This window comes from Thiocystis minor (genome assembly GCF_016653465.1).
In the GTDB taxonomy this organism is placed as follows: domain Bacteria; phylum Pseudomonadota; class Gammaproteobacteria; order Chromatiales; family Chromatiaceae; genus Chromatium; species Chromatium minus.
The window spans coordinates 1-16,405 of record NZ_NHSQ01000124.1; the positions used below are offsets into that span (position 1 = coordinate 1).

14 protein-coding genes and 2 pseudogenes are annotated in these 16,405 nt (G+C 60.7%); 12 read left to right on the plus strand and 4 right to left on the minus strand.

Going from position 1 to position 16,405, the window contains the following annotated elements:
• Positions 1–284: 284 nt before the first annotated feature.
• Positions 285–791, minus strand: coding sequence for a DNA-binding protein (locus CCR95_RS17205; RefSeq protein ID WP_201096575.1), 507 nt, complete (start codon positions 789–791; stop codon positions 285–287).
• A 313-nt stretch (positions 792–1,104) separates the two neighbouring features.
• Positions 1,105–2,718: a UvrD-helicase domain-containing protein gene (locus CCR95_RS17210; RefSeq protein WP_201096577.1), complete on the minus strand. Its 1,614-nt coding sequence runs from the start codon at positions 2,716–2,718 to the stop codon at positions 1,105–1,107.
• 192 nt (positions 2,719–2,910) lie between these two features.
• On the opposite strand from CCR95_RS17210, the gene CCR95_RS17215 reads away from it, so the two are divergent.
• The 3 genes from CCR95_RS17215 to CCR95_RS17225 are packed head-to-tail and all read left to right on the plus strand — an operon-like array spanning position 2,911 to position 4,182.
• A complete protein-coding gene (locus CCR95_RS17215; RefSeq protein ID WP_201096579.1) occupies positions 2,911–3,615 on the plus strand; it encodes a hypothetical protein in 705 nt (234 codons plus the stop codon).
• Positions 3,615–3,836, plus strand: coding sequence for a hypothetical protein (locus tag CCR95_RS17220; RefSeq protein ID WP_201096581.1), 222 nt, complete (start codon positions 3,615–3,617; stop codon positions 3,834–3,836). The genes CCR95_RS17215 and CCR95_RS17220 overlap by 1 nt, the downstream gene beginning before the upstream one ends.
• A 1-nt stretch (position 3,837) precedes the next feature.
• Positions 3,838–4,182 carry a hypothetical protein gene (locus tag CCR95_RS17225; protein WP_201096583.1) on the plus strand — a complete coding sequence of 115 codons (345 nt, stop codon included), beginning with the start codon at positions 3,838–3,840 and terminating at the stop codon, positions 4,180–4,182.
• Positions 4,183–4,825: 643 nt separating this feature from the next.
• On the opposite strand, the pseudogene CCR95_RS17235 reads toward CCR95_RS17225, so the two are convergent.
• Positions 4,826–5,665 (minus strand): annotated as a pseudogene (locus CCR95_RS17235) (TIGR02452 family protein).
• A gap of 24 nt (positions 5,666–5,689) precedes the next feature.
• Positions 5,690–5,905: pseudogene (locus CCR95_RS26440) on the minus strand (hypothetical protein); the annotation flags it as partial.
• Between the two features lie 216 nt (positions 5,906–6,121).
• Here CCR95_RS26440 and hsdR point away from each other — a divergent pair.
• The 9 genes from hsdR to CCR95_RS17290 all read left to right on the plus strand — a co-directional run bounded on the left by hsdR (position 6,122) and on the right by CCR95_RS17290 (position 16,402).
• A complete protein-coding gene (gene hsdR, locus CCR95_RS17250; protein WP_201096593.1) occupies positions 6,122–8,491 on the plus strand; it encodes an EcoAI/FtnUII family type I restriction enzme subunit R in 2,370 nt (789 codons plus the stop codon).
• 5 nt (positions 8,492–8,496) lie between these two features.
• Positions 8,497–9,699 carry a restriction endonuclease gene (locus CCR95_RS17255; RefSeq protein ID WP_201096595.1) on the plus strand — a complete coding sequence of 401 codons (1,203 nt, stop codon included), beginning with the start codon at positions 8,497–8,499 and terminating at the stop codon, positions 9,697–9,699.
• Between the two features lie 28 nt (positions 9,700–9,727).
• The gene (locus CCR95_RS17260) at positions 9,728–10,579 is read left to right on the plus strand and encodes an N-6 DNA methylase (protein WP_201096597.1); all 852 of its coding nucleotides are present in this window, start codon (positions 9,728–9,730) and stop codon (positions 10,577–10,579) included.
• A gap of 197 nt (positions 10,580–10,776) precedes the next feature.
• Entirely contained in the window at positions 10,777–11,418 is a 642-nt protein-coding gene (locus CCR95_RS17265; protein ID WP_201096641.1) for an N-6 DNA methylase, read from the plus strand.
• The gene (locus CCR95_RS17270; protein ID WP_201096599.1) at positions 11,415–11,720 is read left to right on the plus strand and encodes a hypothetical protein; all 306 of its coding nucleotides are present in this window, start codon (positions 11,415–11,417) and stop codon (positions 11,718–11,720) included. The genes CCR95_RS17265 and CCR95_RS17270 overlap by 4 nt, the downstream gene beginning before the upstream one ends.
• A 41-nt stretch (positions 11,721–11,761) precedes the next feature.
• Positions 11,762–12,076: a nucleotidyltransferase family protein gene (locus CCR95_RS17275; RefSeq protein WP_242523311.1), complete on the plus strand. Its 315-nt coding sequence runs from the start codon at positions 11,762–11,764 to the stop codon at positions 12,074–12,076.
• A gap of 19 nt (positions 12,077–12,095) precedes the next feature.
• The gene (locus CCR95_RS17280; RefSeq protein WP_242523312.1) at positions 12,096–12,416 is read left to right on the plus strand and encodes a HepT-like ribonuclease domain-containing protein; all 321 of its coding nucleotides are present in this window, start codon (positions 12,096–12,098) and stop codon (positions 12,414–12,416) included.
• Positions 12,413–13,276, plus strand: a complete 864-nt coding sequence (locus tag CCR95_RS17285; RefSeq protein WP_201096603.1) for a restriction endonuclease subunit S — start codon at positions 12,413–12,415, stop codon at positions 13,274–13,276. Before CCR95_RS17280 ends, CCR95_RS17285 begins: the two co-directional genes overlap by 4 nt.
• Before the next feature lie 9 nt (positions 13,277–13,285).
• On the plus strand, positions 13,286–16,402 hold the full coding sequence (locus CCR95_RS17290; protein ID WP_201096605.1) for an SNF2-related protein: 3,117 nt from the start codon (positions 13,286–13,288) through the stop codon (positions 16,400–16,402).
• Positions 16,403–16,405: the final 3 nt, after the last annotated feature.

The following is a 16,405-nucleotide window of genomic DNA, read 5'->3' on the forward strand; positions in this document are numbered from 1 at the left end:
CGGTGAAAGCCCGCTTGCGCGAGGGTGTCGAGGTTGATCAGGAAATGGCACACGTCGCTTGGCGATGACGTGGCGTTGGGTGCGGCGATGCACTCGCGCAACGGCGGGCGCTGCTGATTCCACCAAGTCAGGATGGCGATCCAGAGGATAGCGATCCAACCGAGAAAGTCCATGTGTCTGATGCCTCTATCGATCCATTGGCGCCCGAGAATAGCACACAATAAGAATTTAACGTAAAACGTCTCTTTTTATACGCTTCTGACGCCAGCGTCACCCGACCCGGCTCACGAACCTCGCGAACGCTCCGCGTCGCGCGCGGCCTGTTCGCGCTCCAACAGAGTGGTCAGGCGGCGCATCTGTTCGTCGCGCTCCCCGAGCAAGCCCCGCAGATCGGCGACCTGCGCCTGCTCGCGTGCCAGACGGGCCGTCAGATCGTCGACCCGCGCGAGGCTAGCCTGCCATTGCGCGTCGAGATGTTGGGTACGCGCCTGGCACTCCGCCAAACGTCCCTCCCACTGTTGGCGTTCGTCCTGCCAGCGTGTCGCCGCCTCCATCGTGGCGCGATCCCAGAAGTCGACCACCAGCCCCCGCAGCGACTCGGGGATGCCGGGGATCTCGAAGCGCCGGGCGGCATCGGCGATCCAGTCGTTGAGACCGTCGATGATGGCCTGCTGACCGCCACGCCCACCCAGGTGTTCGCGGATCGCCGCAATGCTGGGACGCTGGCCCTTGGCCGCAATCTCGCAGGCCGCCGCATGGGCGAGACGGCGGGTTTCGCCTCGGGCGCTCATGCGGCGCGGGCGGCAGCGCGGGCGAGGCGATGCCGAAACAGTCGGTGTGAATGGAAACGCATTGGTTGAATGCCTGGTTGCCGTCGATCATGGATCGCCGCGGACGGTCGCGGACATGGGTGGGCCGATTTTAGCCGCAAACGCGGCCAGGGCCGGTTGTCGATCCTCTCCGCAGCAGATCTAAACTTAAAGGCAAATACGCTTTGCATTCAATGCATTAGAGATCTGATGCAGTTTGCGGGTGAATCTCTAACAAACTGAATATAGGAGTAAAATTTTTCAAATTTAGAACTGCTGTTCTCTCCGCCGTGCGCTAGACAAGCCTCAACAACCCGTCGAGAGCCGCATCGGGTACCGCAAGCTCGCGTCGCCCGGCGCGGGGTCGGGGCGTGGCCAGCAATGTCTTCTTGGGGGCCGCTGGCTTCGGGACCGCTCGCGGATGGCGCGCGGACCACTCCAGCAAGTCGCCCAGCGATCCATAGGGAGCCAGTTGCCGACGCGCGCGCGTCGCCGCAACATAGATCAAGTTGGCTTCGTCGGCACTGAGCGGATTCGCCTCGGCATTTTTAGGGATCTCCGAGGGGATCAGCGGCAAACGGCGTTCATACATCGTCTCCGGGAAATCCCCGCCCAAAATGACCTGCTCCCATTCCATGCCCTTGGCTTTGTGCGCCGTCGTGAGCGAGGCCACGGCACGGGCCGGGTCCGCTTCGTCGGCGGCGGTCAACTGATCGAGCAATCCGGGAAGTCGGTAAGTGTATTTTTTGACCACCGACAAGCGTGCCTGGATCTCGCGATCCTCGGTCGCTTCGGCGTAGTCTTCCAGATCGCCGATGCTGTTGAAAGCGCGCAAAAAGGGATCGCGGATCGCGCCGTGCTCGCCGTCCATTAGCCGCCAAGCGTCCAACAGCGTCTCGAAATGATAATTGTACGCGCCGCCCACGAAATGAATCCGGGCGCGCGCGTTCGCCTGGAGCAAGCCGATGGCGCGCTCGATCAGACCGGCGTTGGTGCGGTGCAGATAAACGGTTTGCAGATCGCCGCTGGCGGGACCGCGCGTACTCGGTCCGCCCCGTCCTTCCAGGGTCAGCGGTTCGTTTTTGAATGTGCCCAGGAGCGCATTCGCCACGTCGGCAATCGCCGAGCCGAACCGAAAGCTGGCCGTCAGCGCATGGCGTTCCCCGTCCAGGCGATCCATCGCGTTCATCGCCCCGCGAAACGCGTAAATATTCTGGTGCGCGTCCCCGACCAGGACGCGCCCGGTCTGCTGGCGATTGAAAATCTGAAACAGACAGGGGTTGGTGTCCTGCGCCTCGTCGAGCAGGATGACGTCGTACTTCCGCAGATCCGGTTTGGAGAGTTGATAGAGCTTGAGATAGCCATCGTGCGGCATCGGCATTGCCGCGTTGTGGACATCCTGCATCGCGTCCCAGAGTCGCTGGGCGGCGTCCAGAACCTCTTGGGGATCGAACTGGCGCGTCCCGGCAGGCGACAGACCGACATGCTCCTGATGCAGCGCCGGCTTCCCGGAGATCAGAAAGCGCGTCACGGCGCGTAACGCTTGATCGGCAAACAGCAGCGCCTCGTCGGGGTTGCGCATCGGCGTCGTTGCCTGCAACACCGTGCGCGCTTGCAAGGAGCGCGGCTGTCCGAGCTTATGCTTGTAGCGACTGCCGAAGGTCGCGAACGCCAGCGAATGCGACGTGCGGCAGTCGACATGGCTGGGAAACCGCTGTTTCGCCGCCTCCGCCACCGCTTTGTTGAACGCCAGGTAGAGCATCCGTTGCTGGGGTCGCGCGTCGGCAAAGCCCACGAGCGTCGCCGTCTTGCCGGTGCCCGCAAAAGCGTTGATCGAGAGCGTGTCGGCGCGCGACGCGATGATCCCCTGCTGTTCGGTGGTGTAATCGAAGTCGAAAAGGTCGGCCATGGAATGAATCCTCTCGATGAAGCGCGCCTGTCGCGACGTGCGTGGGATCGGTTTTAGCGGGCAATCATAGCACTTTACTGAATCCGTAAAACGATATATATAATACGCTATTGACGCGCGATGGCGCGACGTTTAAGGTCGACACATTCGCTCGCTGGCCGTCCGCCAGCTTGGTCAAAAGAGAGACGCCCCATGCACGCATCGATCGCCAGAGCCTTGTATCGCGGCTACGTGCGCCGCTTGGATCAGCGTCCCGAACGGCCCTTGCGCCCACCCGCTGCCGTGCGCACGCGCGGGGCCTGGATGCGCCAGTCGCTGCTCGAAATCGAACGCCAACCGCATTTCGTCGTGATCGAATCGCAGCGTCACGGCCACGGCAAACAGGAGATGGCGATGGTCATGGGCGTGTGGCGTCAGCCGGAGACCTGGGCCGAGGGTTGGCAGGGCATCGCGTTCCTGCTCAATGCGCGCCATTGCGAGGTACACCCGGTCGAGATCCCCGTGCGCCTGACGCATCATCTGATCGAGCGCACCATGCAACGCCTGAATCTCGACCAGCCGGTCGCGGCGATTCAAAGTCTGGGGCCGGCGATCTACACCGCCTTGTGGAATGCCGCGATCGACGGCGGGGTCGATGGGAATCGGCTCCTGGGAATGCCCGGCGGCGCGGTGATCGCGGCCCCGGCACAGGACGACCCCGATTGCTGGGCGCTTGTCACCTTCGTGGATGACGACAAGCTACGTCCGGCGCAGCACCTGGACATCCAGGCGACCGCGCGCCGCGCGCAAACGCATGCCGAAGCATTCGCGCAGCTTGGCGCGCCCATCATGCCGCCGCCCTTGCGACAGGCGCGACGAATCGATGCGCCAGTCCCGCGCGCCTGGGCGTGCGCCTGATGGAAAATTTCATCGACGACATCCTTCTCAGCGAGCGCGCGGCCTATCAATGGCTCGCGACCGCCGCAGGCGGGATCGCGGCAGAGGACATTCCCGACGAGAGCGCCGAGCTTCTGCCGGACGGCAGATTGCGAATTTTTTGCCAGATGGCGGACGGTCGCCTGCTCGCCGAGACGATCGTCGAGGCGTCGGATTGGAAGTGGAGCGGGGCGCGGCATTGAGATGCGGCCCTATGCGCCCGAGAACGTCGACGATGCCGCCGGCGATGCGGTGGGCCTGACGCTCGGTCGCCAGCGCCTCGGCAATCGTCTCGTCGCTCGCGAGCCGCTCGAGCATTTCGGAACCGAGCGTCGGCGGTGGTGGCGAATCGGCTACGAGGCGGTGCTGCGGATGCGCGCGCGGCGGATCACGATCGCCGTCTGGGATGGGGGAAGTCGCACCGACCAGGGCCACGTCAACCGCACGAGGATCATTAACCGTCTGGCCAAGCAAGGCGTGACAGGCGATGTCTGGGTGTCCTACCACGACGTGATCGGGATGCTGTCCGAGCAGAGGTGTGGAATTTGATTTCTGCTGGCACTGGCAGTTTGAATATCCAGATGCCGACAGGCTTGATCAAAGCCATTTCTCACCGCTATTGCCTGGCGCTGCAACGCGCTGATGGCGATGGCTATTCGTTCAATCCGACACCAAGGGAGGAAGCGAGATTGGCGGCCTAACCGCGCTCCGCGCTCCGCGCTGCGCTCTGCCTCCCCGCCCTGAACGGCGGGTTTCTCGCGAAGAATGCGATGATCGCCGCCAGGATCAAATTAACCTAGAGAGGGAAAGTCGAGCGCATTCGGATCTGAGCGAGGTTGGTTCTCCATCTGAACCAATATCTGGGGTATTCGCAGGTGACCACCACAATCGGGGGTATAGCCAATCTCTGATCAGGTTCGGCTCCACTGGGAACAACCACGCTGGTTGGATCTGCGAGAACCATTAGATGGTTGTCAGTCGCTCGTGACGACTGTTGCCCAGCCAGCCCACGCCCGTGGCATGCAGGAGCGGACCCCGCCGTCGGGCGCGACAGGGGAGAAGGCAGGAGCGGTCGAACCCGCGTAACCGGCAATCGGTCTGCATCCATCGTTTGACCAGATTTTGGTCGTCTTCATTAGAACGTCCCGGCAGCGTCGCGTGGACTGTCCATCCGAGAAGAGGGCAAATGAGATCAGTCCAAGCGTCGGGAGCGGAAAGCGCGCTGAAACGGACCGATGAACGCGTGGTCGCGGGTCTGATCCAGGATGGCGAAAACGATGTTCCGATACGCGCCTTGAAAATTCTCTGTCAGTGCCTTCCGAAAGAGCGACGCGATGGCTTCGCCGTCGTTGCCGAAAGCGCCACATCCCCACGCCCCCAGGACGATGGCGTCATGCCCGTGCGCCAACCCGACTGCCAGCACTTTGAGAATACGCGACCACATGGCCGGGTTGATCTCCTCATGGCGATTTGGGGAGACGCGATCCGCGTGCATGGCTGGGGCAGTGAGGATGCTGACAGTGTAAGGGACTTCAAGCAGCACGCCGTCGTCACCCCGGATGACCGGGACTTCCGGGGAGTAGATCACGTAGTCCGTATAAAGCGGGTCGTCTTGCTGGGCATGGAAGGCATACATCGGGTGGTCGCGCAGGCATTGGTAAAGACCAGACGAGCGGGCCAGATATTCTTCTTGTGCCCTGGCGCCGTTGAGGAATCCCCCGCTAGGACGGGTAGCCGAGGCAAAATTCAGTACGACGCTACTCCGTCCCTGCCGACTGAAACGCTGCGCGCCGGAGAGCGTCGTCTCGTTGGTCACGTCGATGAGGGTGTCATGCTAGCCGATCAACATCGGCCTCAAACGCACCTCTGGTGGATAGCCGATCGTCTGCTGAACCGCCCGCTCGACCAGGGCCTGAATCTCGACGGTGCGGCCGGAAGGCGCTCGATACTCCCCTCGTTCACCAATCGCGACGGTTTCTTGGCCGTGCTTTCGAGCGATGTCCGGCGAAATTGAGTGGTAGGAGAGGGTCATGTTTGGCGGCGAGACGCGCTCCCGTCATGGTCCGTCCCTTTCTTTCGGCGGACTTTCCTGTCCTGGCACGCGATCTTCTGGCTGATGCGGTGTGCTTGGCTTGGCTGCCTTGGCAGCATCCATCGCGGTTCTCTTGCAGAATCCGCAACTCGGGCAAGCCATAAGTGGATGCTTGGCCGCTCCACACTTCGGGCAAATCTCGTGTTCCATCTGTCCTCCATGAGCCAATCGCGCGTCGCGATTGGCGGGTGACCATTCGCATGTCCGGCATCACACTTCCAAGCCAGCCTAGCACAACGTGGACAAACCGCAAGGAGGTCCGAGTGTTATCGCGTGACGATGGTGACATCCCCTTCTGCGACATCGGTGTGAGTTGTCTAACTGAGCTAACTGGTTTAGTTTAGGTCGCTTGCGACGGAGAAAGGACAGTCGGAGCCCGACTGAGATTCCACGGACATGAGCAAGAAGACCCTCAGCGAAGACGACATCAGCGTCAAGTACGTCACCCCGGCCATCGTCCAGGCCGGTTGGGACGAGGCCACCCAGATCCGCCGCCAGGTTTACTTCACCAAGGGCCGCATCTTGGTGCGCGGGCGGCTGGTGACGCGGGGCAAGGCCAAGCGCGCGGATATCATCCTCTATTTCTGCGGTATCCCGATCGCGATCATCGAGATCAAGGGCAACACCCACGCCCTGGGCGACGGGATGCAGCAGGGGCTGGAGTATGCGCTCATCCTCGATGTTCCCTTTGTGTTCACGAGCAATGGGGATGGCTTTGTCTTTCATGACCGCAGCGGTCAAAGCGTCCAGCTCGAAACCTCGCTCAGGCTTGATCAGTTTCCCTCGCCCGCCGACCTCTGGGCGAAGTATCGCGCCTGGAAGGGACTGGCTCCCGAGCATGAATCGCTCCTCTTTCAGCCCTACCATGATGACGGCAGCGGTCGGGAGCCGCGCTACTACCAGCGCAACACCATCAACGCGACCGTTGCGGCGATTGCCAAGGGACAGGTACGCATCCTCTTTCTAGCCGACCGCAATGTGCTGATCGATCAGACCATGGTCAATGACTTCCGGCCCTTTGGACCGGCCATGGCCAAGCTCAGCACCACCGCCAAAACCATCGAGCGCGCGGACGGTTCCCAGATCGAGCTGACCACCGCCCTCGACCGGCGCCGCCGCATCGATACCGCCTACGAAATCTATCTCGGACTCTATCAGGCCATCACGGGGCCGGAAGAACGTCAGAAACTCTTTCGGGAGTTTTCTCGCGGCTTTTTCGATCTCATCGTGATTGACGAATGCCATCGGGGCAGCGCCACCGAGGATTCAGCCTGGCGCGAGATCCTCGACTACTTCCGCGCGGCGACCCAGATCGGCTTGACCGCCACGCCGAAGGAGACCGAATACGTTTCCAACATCCATTACTTCGGGGAGCCGTTTTACAGCTATTCGCTCAAGCAGGGCATCCGCGACGGCTTTCTCGCGCCCTACAAGGTCATCAAGGTGCATCTGGACGTGGATGTCGAAGGCTACCGTCCGCCGCCCGATGAGGCGGATTTCAACGGCCACCGGATCGAGGATCGCCACTACAATCAGAAGGATTTCGACCGCGTCCTGGTCATCGACGCCCGCACCCAGCGCATCGCCCGCTGGATCTCGGACTACCTCAAACAGAGCGGCGATCGCTTCCAGAAAACCATCGTCTTCTGTGTCGACACCGAACATGCCGCGCGGATGCGCCAAGCCCTCATCAATGAAAACCAGGATCTGGCTCAGCAGAACAGTCGCTATGTGATGCGGATCACCGGCGATGACGCCGAGGGACAGGCCCAGCTTGGCAACTTCATCGACCCGGAGAGTCGTTACCCGGTCATCGTCACCACCTCGCGCCTCCTCTCGACCGGTGTGGATGCCCAGACCTGCCGCTTGATCGTGCTGGAGCGTGAGGTCGGCTCCATGACCGAGTTCAAGCAGATCCTCGGGCGCGGCACGCGGGTGCATGAAGACACCCGGAAGTATTACTTCACGCTGGTCGATTTCCGCAAGGCAACCAACCACTTCGCCGACCCTGACTTCGACGGCGAGCCGGTGCAGATCTACGAGCCCGGCGAGGACGATCCGCCGGTGCCACCAGAGGATGTCCCGCCGCTCGGCGAGGATGACGAGGCGATCCCGCCGCAACCCGGCGAGGATGAAACGATCATCGAGAACCCCCAGCCGCTCGGCGTCACGCTGCCACCTGAGCCGCCCGAACCACGCGTGAAGTATTACATCAAGGGCAAGCCGGTCACGGTGCTGACCGAGCGCGTCGAATATCTTGACGACTCCGGCAAGCTGGTCACCGAGAGCCTGCGCGATTACTCCCGCCGCGCCATCCGCGACCATTACGCCAGCCTCGATCAATTCCTACGCCGCTGGCGGGGCACCGCGCGCAAGGAGGTCATCCTCGCGGAGCTGACCGAGGAAGGGCTGCTGCTGGAACCGCTGGCCGAAGAGGTCGGCAAGGATCTCGACCCCCTCGATCTGATCTGCCATATCGCGTTCGACCAACCACCGCTCACCCGCCGCGAGCGCGCGGGCAAGGCCAAACAGGGTGATGTCTTCGCCAAGTACGGCCCCCAGGCCCGCACGGTGCTGGAGGCGCTGCTCGACAAGTACCAGGACGACGGGATGGTCGCTGGCCTGGATAATGTGCGCCTGCTGTCGATTCCACCCTTCAACGCCATGGGCACGCCACTCCAGCTCGTCAAGGAATTCGGCACCAAGTCGGGTTTCGAGGACGCCGTGCATGAACTGCAAGCCGCGCTCTATCAGGAAGTTGTTTGATCCCCATGACCGATCAATCCCAGCATATCGTCCGCACACCACTGTTCCCCGAGTACTCCCAAGTACGCAGCCTGCTCCCCATTTGGGCGAACACAACCACGAAATCAGCCGTTCTCAATCTGATCAACGCGGTTTGGGATCAAACCGGGACACCGCAGAATCCAGTGGACTGGAGCCATCCGGACGAATGGATCAGCGAGCGTTTGACTGGCGAGGATGCTGAACTGGCGACGCGTATCTGGAGCAAGAGTCAGAAGACCATCAACCCTCGGCATCTCTATGGTGTCTATCTCTTTATCAACTCTTACCAGTTGCTGATACCAGACAGCGAGGGCGTCTATCGACTCAGCGCGCGAGGGCAGGCATTTCTTGACGAAGACCCGATGGCCGTGCGCGAGATCGACGAGGCCGAGGGTCTGCCGAATCTACTCCTGATCCTTGCGGCTCATTCCCCTGCCAAGCGGGGCGATCTGCTGGATGACTGGGCCGAATTCCTGCACAAGCACTCCAAGTACGGCACGGCCTCGACCATCAAGGACACCCTGCGTCGGCGCATCCTTAACCTAGTCGAACGCGGCTGCATCGCACGCGAAGGCAACACCTACACCATCACGAATCAGGGGATCGCCTATGCGGCGGATTCCAGCGAGATCGCGACGGAGCGCCCACACCAGGAGGTGCTCAACGCCATCAAGCGGTACAACGACACGCAGATCCAAGCCCTGCGTGATCGCCTCGGCAAGATGAATCCGTACCGCTTCGAGGCGCTGATCCGCGATCTGCTCGAAGCCATGGATTACGAAGACGTGATCGTGACCAAGCAGAGCGGCGACAAGGGCGTCGATGTCATCGCCAACTACCAGTTCGGCATCACTCAAATCAAAGAGGTAGTCCAGGTCAAACGCTACCAGGGCAGTATCACCCGCCCGGTGCTAGATCAGTTACGGGGCGCGCTGCCTTACCACCAAGCCATCCGGGGTACCATCATCACCTTGGGTCGCTTCGCGAAGGGCTGTACCGAAGCCGCGCTCTATCCCGGTGCCGCCCCCATCACGCTCATCGACGGTGACAAACTCATGGAGTTGCTCGTCAAGCATGGGGTCGGCATCAAGAAGCGCCCTCAAACCCTCGTCGAGATAGATGACAGCTATTTCGCCGAGGCCGATGCCACCGACGGCGACGAAGCCTTGCTCACTCCGACCGATTAGCACCCACCGCACCAGGACGAAATCGCCCGTGTCAGTACGCACCACCGTCAAATCCATCCAGGACATCATGCGCCAGGATGTCGGCGTCGATGGCGACGCCCAGCGTCTCTCCCAACTTTGTTGGATGTTCTTCCTCAAGATCATCGACGATCAGGATCAAGAGCTGGAGCTGCTGCGCGACGACTACCGCTCGCCCATCCCGACCAACCTCCAATGGCGCGCCTGGGCCGCCGACCCGGAAGGTCTCACCGGCGAGGCGTTGCTCGACTTCATCAACGCCGATCTCTTTCCCGCCCTCAAGGAGCTTCCGGCACGGGGCGCCGGCGCCAACCGCGCGCGCGTGGTGCGCGCCGTCTTCGAGGACGCCTACAACTACATGAAGTCCGGTCAGCTCATGCGCCAGGTGATCAACCGGATCGGCGCGGTCGACTTCAACGATCTGGCCTCCCGCCGCCACTTCGGCGACATCTACGAGCAACTGCTCAACGACCTGCAAAGCGCCGGCAACGCGGGCGAGTATTACACCCCGCGCGCGATCACCGCCTTCATGGTCGAGCGCATCGATCCCCGGCCGGGCGAGATCCTGCTCGACCCCTCGTGCGGGACTGGCGGCTTCCTGACCTGCGCCATCCGCCACATGCGCGAGCGCTACGTCAAGACGCCCGAGGACGAACAGGCCCTGCAAGCCGGATTGCGCGCGGTCGAAAAGAAGCAGCTCCCGCACATGCTGTGCGTGACCAACCTGCTGCTGCACGGTATCGAAGACCCCAGTTTCGTCAAGCACGACAACACCCTGGCCCGGCCCTACATCAGCTACGGGCCAAGCGATCGGGTCGACATCATCCTTACTTCTACTTTGTTACCTTCAAAAAATCTTTAAGTGTTTAAATTTTATGATAATAAACAAAAATACACATAAACAATAGGGTTCTAGTGGCGCGTTGAGCGCCTATAATCACCCATAAACCGCCAACATCTATCTTCAATAGGGGCATAGTAAATGAAGATTTATTGCGCCTAATAAAAAATAACTTAAAATTCATTAATTTATGCGACAGTCAAAGTTAACAAAGTAGAATTACCAATCCGCCTTTTGGCGGGCGCGAGGAAGACGGCATCGAGTCCAACTTCCCGGCGCACTTTCGCACCCGCGAGACGGCCGACCTCTTCCTGGCCCTGTTCATCCGTCTGCTCAAACCCGGTGGGCGGGCCGCGATCGTCTTGCCCGACGGCTCGCTGTTCGGCGAGGGCGTCAAGACCCGGCTCAAGGAACACCTGCTGGAAGAATGCAACCTGCACACCATCGTGCGACTGCCGAACAGCGTCTTCAAACCCTACGCCAGCATCGGCACCAATCTGCTGTTCTTCGAGAAGGGCGAACCGACCCGCGAGGTCTGGTTCTACGAGCATCGCGTCCCCGCAGGGCAGAAAGCCTATTCCATGACCCGCCCGATCCGGGTCGAGCATCTGCAAGGCTGCGTGGACTGGTGGGGCGGGATCGAGCGCACGGGGCGAGCACAGACCGAGCAGGCGTGGCAGGTCACGCTCGACGAGATCAAGGCCCGCAACTACAACTTGGATGTCAAGAACCCGCACACCGTCGCCGACGATCACGGCGACCCGGAGGAACTGCTGGTCAAGCTGGCGCGGGACGAGCAGGCGACCGCCGCGCTACGCGATCAGTTGAAAACGCTTCTGGCGGAGGCGTTGTTGCGATGACGGATGCCGAGCTGGTCGCCGAGTTCATGCGGCTGACCGAAATGGATGGAAAGACCGTGCTGGAGGTGGGTGTGGTGGAGTGGTCTGGCCCCCATGAGCCCGAACTGGTGTGGAAGAGGTTCCATCGCTGGACCACATGGCCAACGGCCGAGCGTCTTGCTGTTGCACAGCGAAAGGCGCTCGAAACCGTTCGATTCTTCCGAATCTGCTCAATCTGCAACGAACGGCAGAATGCCGGTCACATGATGGACCGAGAAACGTGCCAAAGCTGTGCCGAGAAACATCTCGGCGTCGTGTTCTGAGCCACGATCAACCAAGCACAGAGATCACGGGGAAGCGAGCAATGATCAATCAGCGCCTCAAACTTCCGATGGCGGACATCCGCCAAGTGTGCCGCAGCCATCGCATCAAGAGCTTGGCACTCTTTGGCTCTGCCATCCGCGAGGATTTCCGCCCCGACAGCGATGTGGATTTCCTGGTGGAGTTCAGTCCCGACACGCCTCCCGACTTCGCGCGAATCCTGGACATCCAGTCTGAACTGGAACGCCTGGTCGGACACCCCGTCGACCTGATCGAGCGCCGCGCGGTCGAACAGAGCCGCAATTACATCCGACGCCACCAGATCCTGAACCATCTGGAGCCGATCTATGTGGCGTGACCAGGGCTATCTGCTCGATATGCTGCTGGCGGCCTCCGATGCCATCGGCTTCGCCAGCGGCCTTGATGAAGCGGGTTTTATCGCCAGCGATCTTCATCAGAGCGCCATTCTGCGCAAGCTCGAAATCATCGGCGAAGCCGCCGGTCAGGTCTCCAACGCGTTCCAGCAACAGCACCCAGAGATTCCGTGGTCCGGAATGATCAGCTTGCGCAACCGCCTCATCCATGGCTACCGCGTGGTGCAGCTCGACATCGTTTGGCGGGTCGTGCAACGCGATCTCCCGCCCCTGATCGAAACACTGCGCCCGCTCATTCCGCCCGAAGACGAGTTCACGTCATGACCAACACCGCGCACAAACTCCTTCAGCACTTCGACCGACTCGCGGAGGCGCCCGACGCCATTCCGCGTTTGCGACGTTTCATTCTCGATCTGGCTGTGCGGGGGAAGCTGGTTGAGCAGGATCCGATGGAGGAGCCAGCGGCGGAATTGCTGGAAAGGATTCAGACGGAGAAGGCGCGGTTGATCAAAGCAGGAACTGTCAGAAAACAAAAAAACGGCAGCTTGCTGACAGCCGATGATTTTCCGTTCCCCGTTCCACAGGGATGGAAATGGAGCCAGCTTGCGGAGATTGGATTCATCAGTCCACGTAATGCTGTAGAGGGATCGATTCCTGCCTCATTTGTACCAATGACATTAATTCCCGCTGAGTACGGAATTCCGCATCAGCACGAGATCCGACCGTGGGGCGAGTTCAAGATTGGCTATACCCATTTCGCAGAAGGTGATGTTGGTCTAGCGAAAATCACTCCTTGTTTTGAAAATGGAAAATCCACGGTCTTTCGCGGTCTCGAAAATGGGTTTGGCGCGGGTACGACTGAATTGCATATTGTTCGTCCTTTCCTAGTCAATGTCGATTTCGTGTTGATGTTTCTGAAGTGCCCACATTTCATTGAGTCCGGCATCCCACGCATGACCGTAACAGCAGGTCAAAAGCGTGTTCCGGCAGATTATTTCGCGTATTCGCCATTCCCGCTTCCACCCCTCGCCGAACAACACCGCATTGTCGCCAAGGTCGATGAGCTGATGGTGATCTGCGACCAGATCGAAACCCATTTGACGACCACCCAAACCGACAGCCGCCGCCTGCTCGAAGCCGTACTGCATGAGGCGCTGACCCCACCGCTGTCGAACGCGGCCTGAGCGTCGACCATGCAACCCGGCGCAAAAGTCAGACTGAAGGCCAATCCCGGTCGAGTCGGCATTCTCGGCAACGACACCGACGGCCCGCCGCATCGCCTGCGGTTACTCGTCCATTTCCTCGATGGCGACGAACAATTCGTCCTCCAGGGCGCGCTGGAGACGGTGGAGAAAGAACCGACTGGCGCTTACGCCATGATGAAGGCCGGTCGCTATGGGCGGGCCGCCGACCTGCGCGGCGCGATCACCTATTATCGGCTGAGCGGACGGCTGGCCAACCTAATCTATAGCCTGAACACCACCAACACGCAGTTCCTCGCCTATCAGTTCAAGCCGGTGCTGCAATTCCTGGAGTCGCCCTGCAACGGCATCCTGATTGCCGATGAGGTGGGTCTCGGCAAGACGATTGAAGCCGGTCTGATCTGGACGGAGCTGCGCGCGCGCATCGACGCCCGGCGTCTGTTGGTGATCTGTCCGGCGATGCTGCGGGAAAAATGGCAGGCTGAATTGATCGATCGTTTCGGGGTCCAGGCCGAGATCGTCGATGCGCAGACGTTGCTTGATCGTCTGGAATCGGTGAAGGCGCGGCCGCAGCAATCGTTCGCACTCATTGCCAGCCTACAGGGCGCGCGTCCTCCACGGCGCTGGAACGACGACGAGGAACCTTCCCAGGCATCCGCGGCAAAACTGGCCCGCTTTCTCGCGGAAGCGGTGCTGGATGAATCCCTGCTCGACCTGGTGATCGTGGACGAGGCCCATTATCTGCGCAATGCCGGAACCCTGACGCACCGCCTGGCTCGCCTGCTGCGACCGGTCGCGCAAAGCCTGGTGATGCTGTCGGCCACCCCGATTCAATTGCGCAGCCGGGATCTCTTCAATTTGTTGCATCTGCTCGATGAAGACGCCTTCCCCTATGAAACCTCCTTCGAGCAAACCCTGCGCGCCAACGCCCCGCTGGTCGCCCTGCGTGATCGGATCCTGAATGGCGAGGTGACCCGGACGGATTTCGTGGCGGCCTTGCAGGTTGCGATCGGCAGTCGGATCTTCGGCGACAACGAGCAGATCAACTATCTCATCCAGCACCCGCCGAGCGATGACGAACTGATATCGCCACGCGGTCGCTCGGAGATCGCCGATCAGCTCGACCGAATCAATCCGCTGGCGAAGGTGGTGACCCGCACCTTGAAGCGCGATGTGCAGGAGATGCGCGTGCAGCGCCTGCCGAAGACTATTCGGGTGGAGATGAACCCAGCCGAACGCCAGTTCTACCTCCAGGTAACCGAGGCGGTGCGTGATTTTTGCGCCCAATTCGCCGTGTCCGAAGGGTTCATGCTGACCATTCCTCAACGGCAGATGTCGAGCTGTCTGGCGGCGGCGTGCCAAGGCTGGATCGAGCGGGCGAGCCATTGGGATGATGATGAGCTTGAGGAGATGCTGTTCGAGTCGTTCGGCGATGCCGACGCCCCCACCAAGCGCCCCAATCTGGGGCCACTGTTGATCACGCTGGTCGGCATTGCGCGCCGGGTCGGCGATCATCGGGCACTCCAGGCGGACGACAGCAAATATGCCGAGCTGATCGCGAACCTGATCCGCTATTGGCGCAACTATCCCGACCAGAAAATCGTCCTCTTTTCCTTCTATCGCAACACCCTGCATTATCTCGCCAGACGCCTCGAAGCCGATGGCATCGCGTCGGTGGTCCTGCATGGCGGCATGGATAAACAGGCGGCATTGCGCCACTTTGAGTCGCGCGACGGGCCGAATCTTTTGCTGTCGTCAGAAGTGGCTGCGGAAGGTGTGGACCTTCAGTTTTCCAGCCTGTTGATCAACTACGACCTGCCCTGGAATCCGGCCCGCATCGAGCAGCGCATCGGTCGTATCGACCGGATCGGCCAGGCCGCGCCGAAGATCCTGATCTGGAACTTTATCTATGCGGAGACGGTGGACGAGCGGATCCATGACCGCCTGCTGCAACGCCTGGATATCTTCCGCCAGGCACTCGGGAGCCTGGAGGCGATGCTGGGCGACACGATTCGCACACTGACCTATGAGCTGTTATCGCACAAACTCACGCCGGAAGAGGAAATCGAACAGATTGACCAGGCGCGACTGGCGATCGAAACCGTCAACCGGCTCCAAAACCAACTCGAAGAGGAAGCCACGCAGCTCATCGCGCATGGCGATTTCATCCAGAACAAGGTGCGCGCCGCGCGCGAGCTTGGACGCTATATCCGAGGCGAGGATCTGCTGGCCTACGTGCGTGATTTCCTGGAGCGGGACTATCCGGGGACACGCCTGCTCGCCACGGACGAAAATCCGCTGGAGCGGATGCTCGAACTCTCGACGGCGGGGCGAGTTGCTTTTGGCGATTTTCTGAACGCCCATCGTCTGCCAGGAGCCACCCGCATCCTGTCCAGCCCAGCGCCGCGTCTGATGTTTGAAAACCGTTTTGGCCGAGCCGCGCATGGCATGGAGCGCATCACCCAAGATCATCCCTTGGTGCGATTCGTGGCCGAGCGTCTGAGGCTTGCCGGTCATGGTCCGCTGTATTGTCCGGTGTCGGCGGTGGAATTGCTGGGGAATGTGGTCGGAGATCGCAAGGCTGGAGTGTATGTCTATGCGATTGCACGGTGGACTGTCTCGGGTGCGCGTGAGATCGAGCGTCTCGACTATCTGGTGCAACGGCTCGATGATGCCACGCGGATCGATGGCGAGCAGGCTGAGTTTTTCGTCAATAGCGCCGCCATCGAGGGGCAGGATTGGCTGGGAGCCATGACCAGTCTCGATCACGCCCAAGCCGCCGACGCGCTGGACGCTTGTCGCGCCGAACTGGAAGACCGCTTTCGCGCCTTTCATGACGCACAGTCGCGCGAAAACCGGGATCGCATCAATCTGATGGTGAATACATTACAGCATCATCTCGATCAACAGCGAAGGACACTAAACGAGCGTATCGATCATTATCAGCGGTTCGGAACCGTTCGACAGCAACGCATCATTCCGGCCTTGAAAGGGCAACTGAACAAGTTGCAACAAAAAATCGAATCGAAGATCAAGGAATTGCGCCTCAAGGAAAGCACCACGGCGCACGACAGTATGGTTTCTGGTGGGGTTATACGGGTGATCTGAATT

Excerpts from the sequence above, each read along its gene's own strand:
- CCR95_RS17205 (WP_201096575.1), bottom strand. The coding sequence starts at position 791 with ATGAGCGCCCGAGGCGAAACCCGCCGTCTCGCCCATGCGGCGGCCTGC.
- CCR95_RS17210 (WP_201096577.1), bottom strand. The coding sequence starts at position 2,718 with ATGGCCGACCTTTTCGACTTCGATTACACCACCGAACAGCAGGGGATC.
- CCR95_RS17215 (WP_201096579.1), top strand. The coding sequence starts at position 2,911 with ATGCACGCATCGATCGCCAGAGCCTTGTATCGCGGCTACGTGCGCCGC.
- CCR95_RS17220 (WP_201096581.1), top strand. The coding sequence starts at position 3,615 with ATGGAAAATTTCATCGACGACATCCTTCTCAGCGAGCGCGCGGCCTAT.
- CCR95_RS17225 (WP_201096583.1), top strand. The coding sequence starts at position 3,838 with ATGCGGCCCTATGCGCCCGAGAACGTCGACGATGCCGCCGGCGATGCG.
- hsdR (WP_201096593.1), top strand. The coding sequence starts at position 6,122 with ATGAGCAAGAAGACCCTCAGCGAAGACGACATCAGCGTCAAGTACGTC.
- CCR95_RS17255 (WP_201096595.1), top strand. The coding sequence starts at position 8,497 with ATGACCGATCAATCCCAGCATATCGTCCGCACACCACTGTTCCCCGAG.
- CCR95_RS17270 (WP_201096599.1), top strand. The coding sequence starts at position 11,415 with ATGACGGATGCCGAGCTGGTCGCCGAGTTCATGCGGCTGACCGAAATG.
- CCR95_RS17275 (WP_242523311.1), top strand. The coding sequence starts at position 11,762 with ATGATCAATCAGCGCCTCAAACTTCCGATGGCGGACATCCGCCAAGTG.
- CCR95_RS17280 (WP_242523312.1), top strand. The coding sequence starts at position 12,096 with ATGCTGCTGGCGGCCTCCGATGCCATCGGCTTCGCCAGCGGCCTTGAT.
- CCR95_RS17285 (WP_201096603.1), top strand. The coding sequence starts at position 12,413 with ATGACCAACACCGCGCACAAACTCCTTCAGCACTTCGACCGACTCGCG.
- CCR95_RS17290 (WP_201096605.1), top strand. The coding sequence starts at position 13,286 with ATGCAACCCGGCGCAAAAGTCAGACTGAAGGCCAATCCCGGTCGAGTC.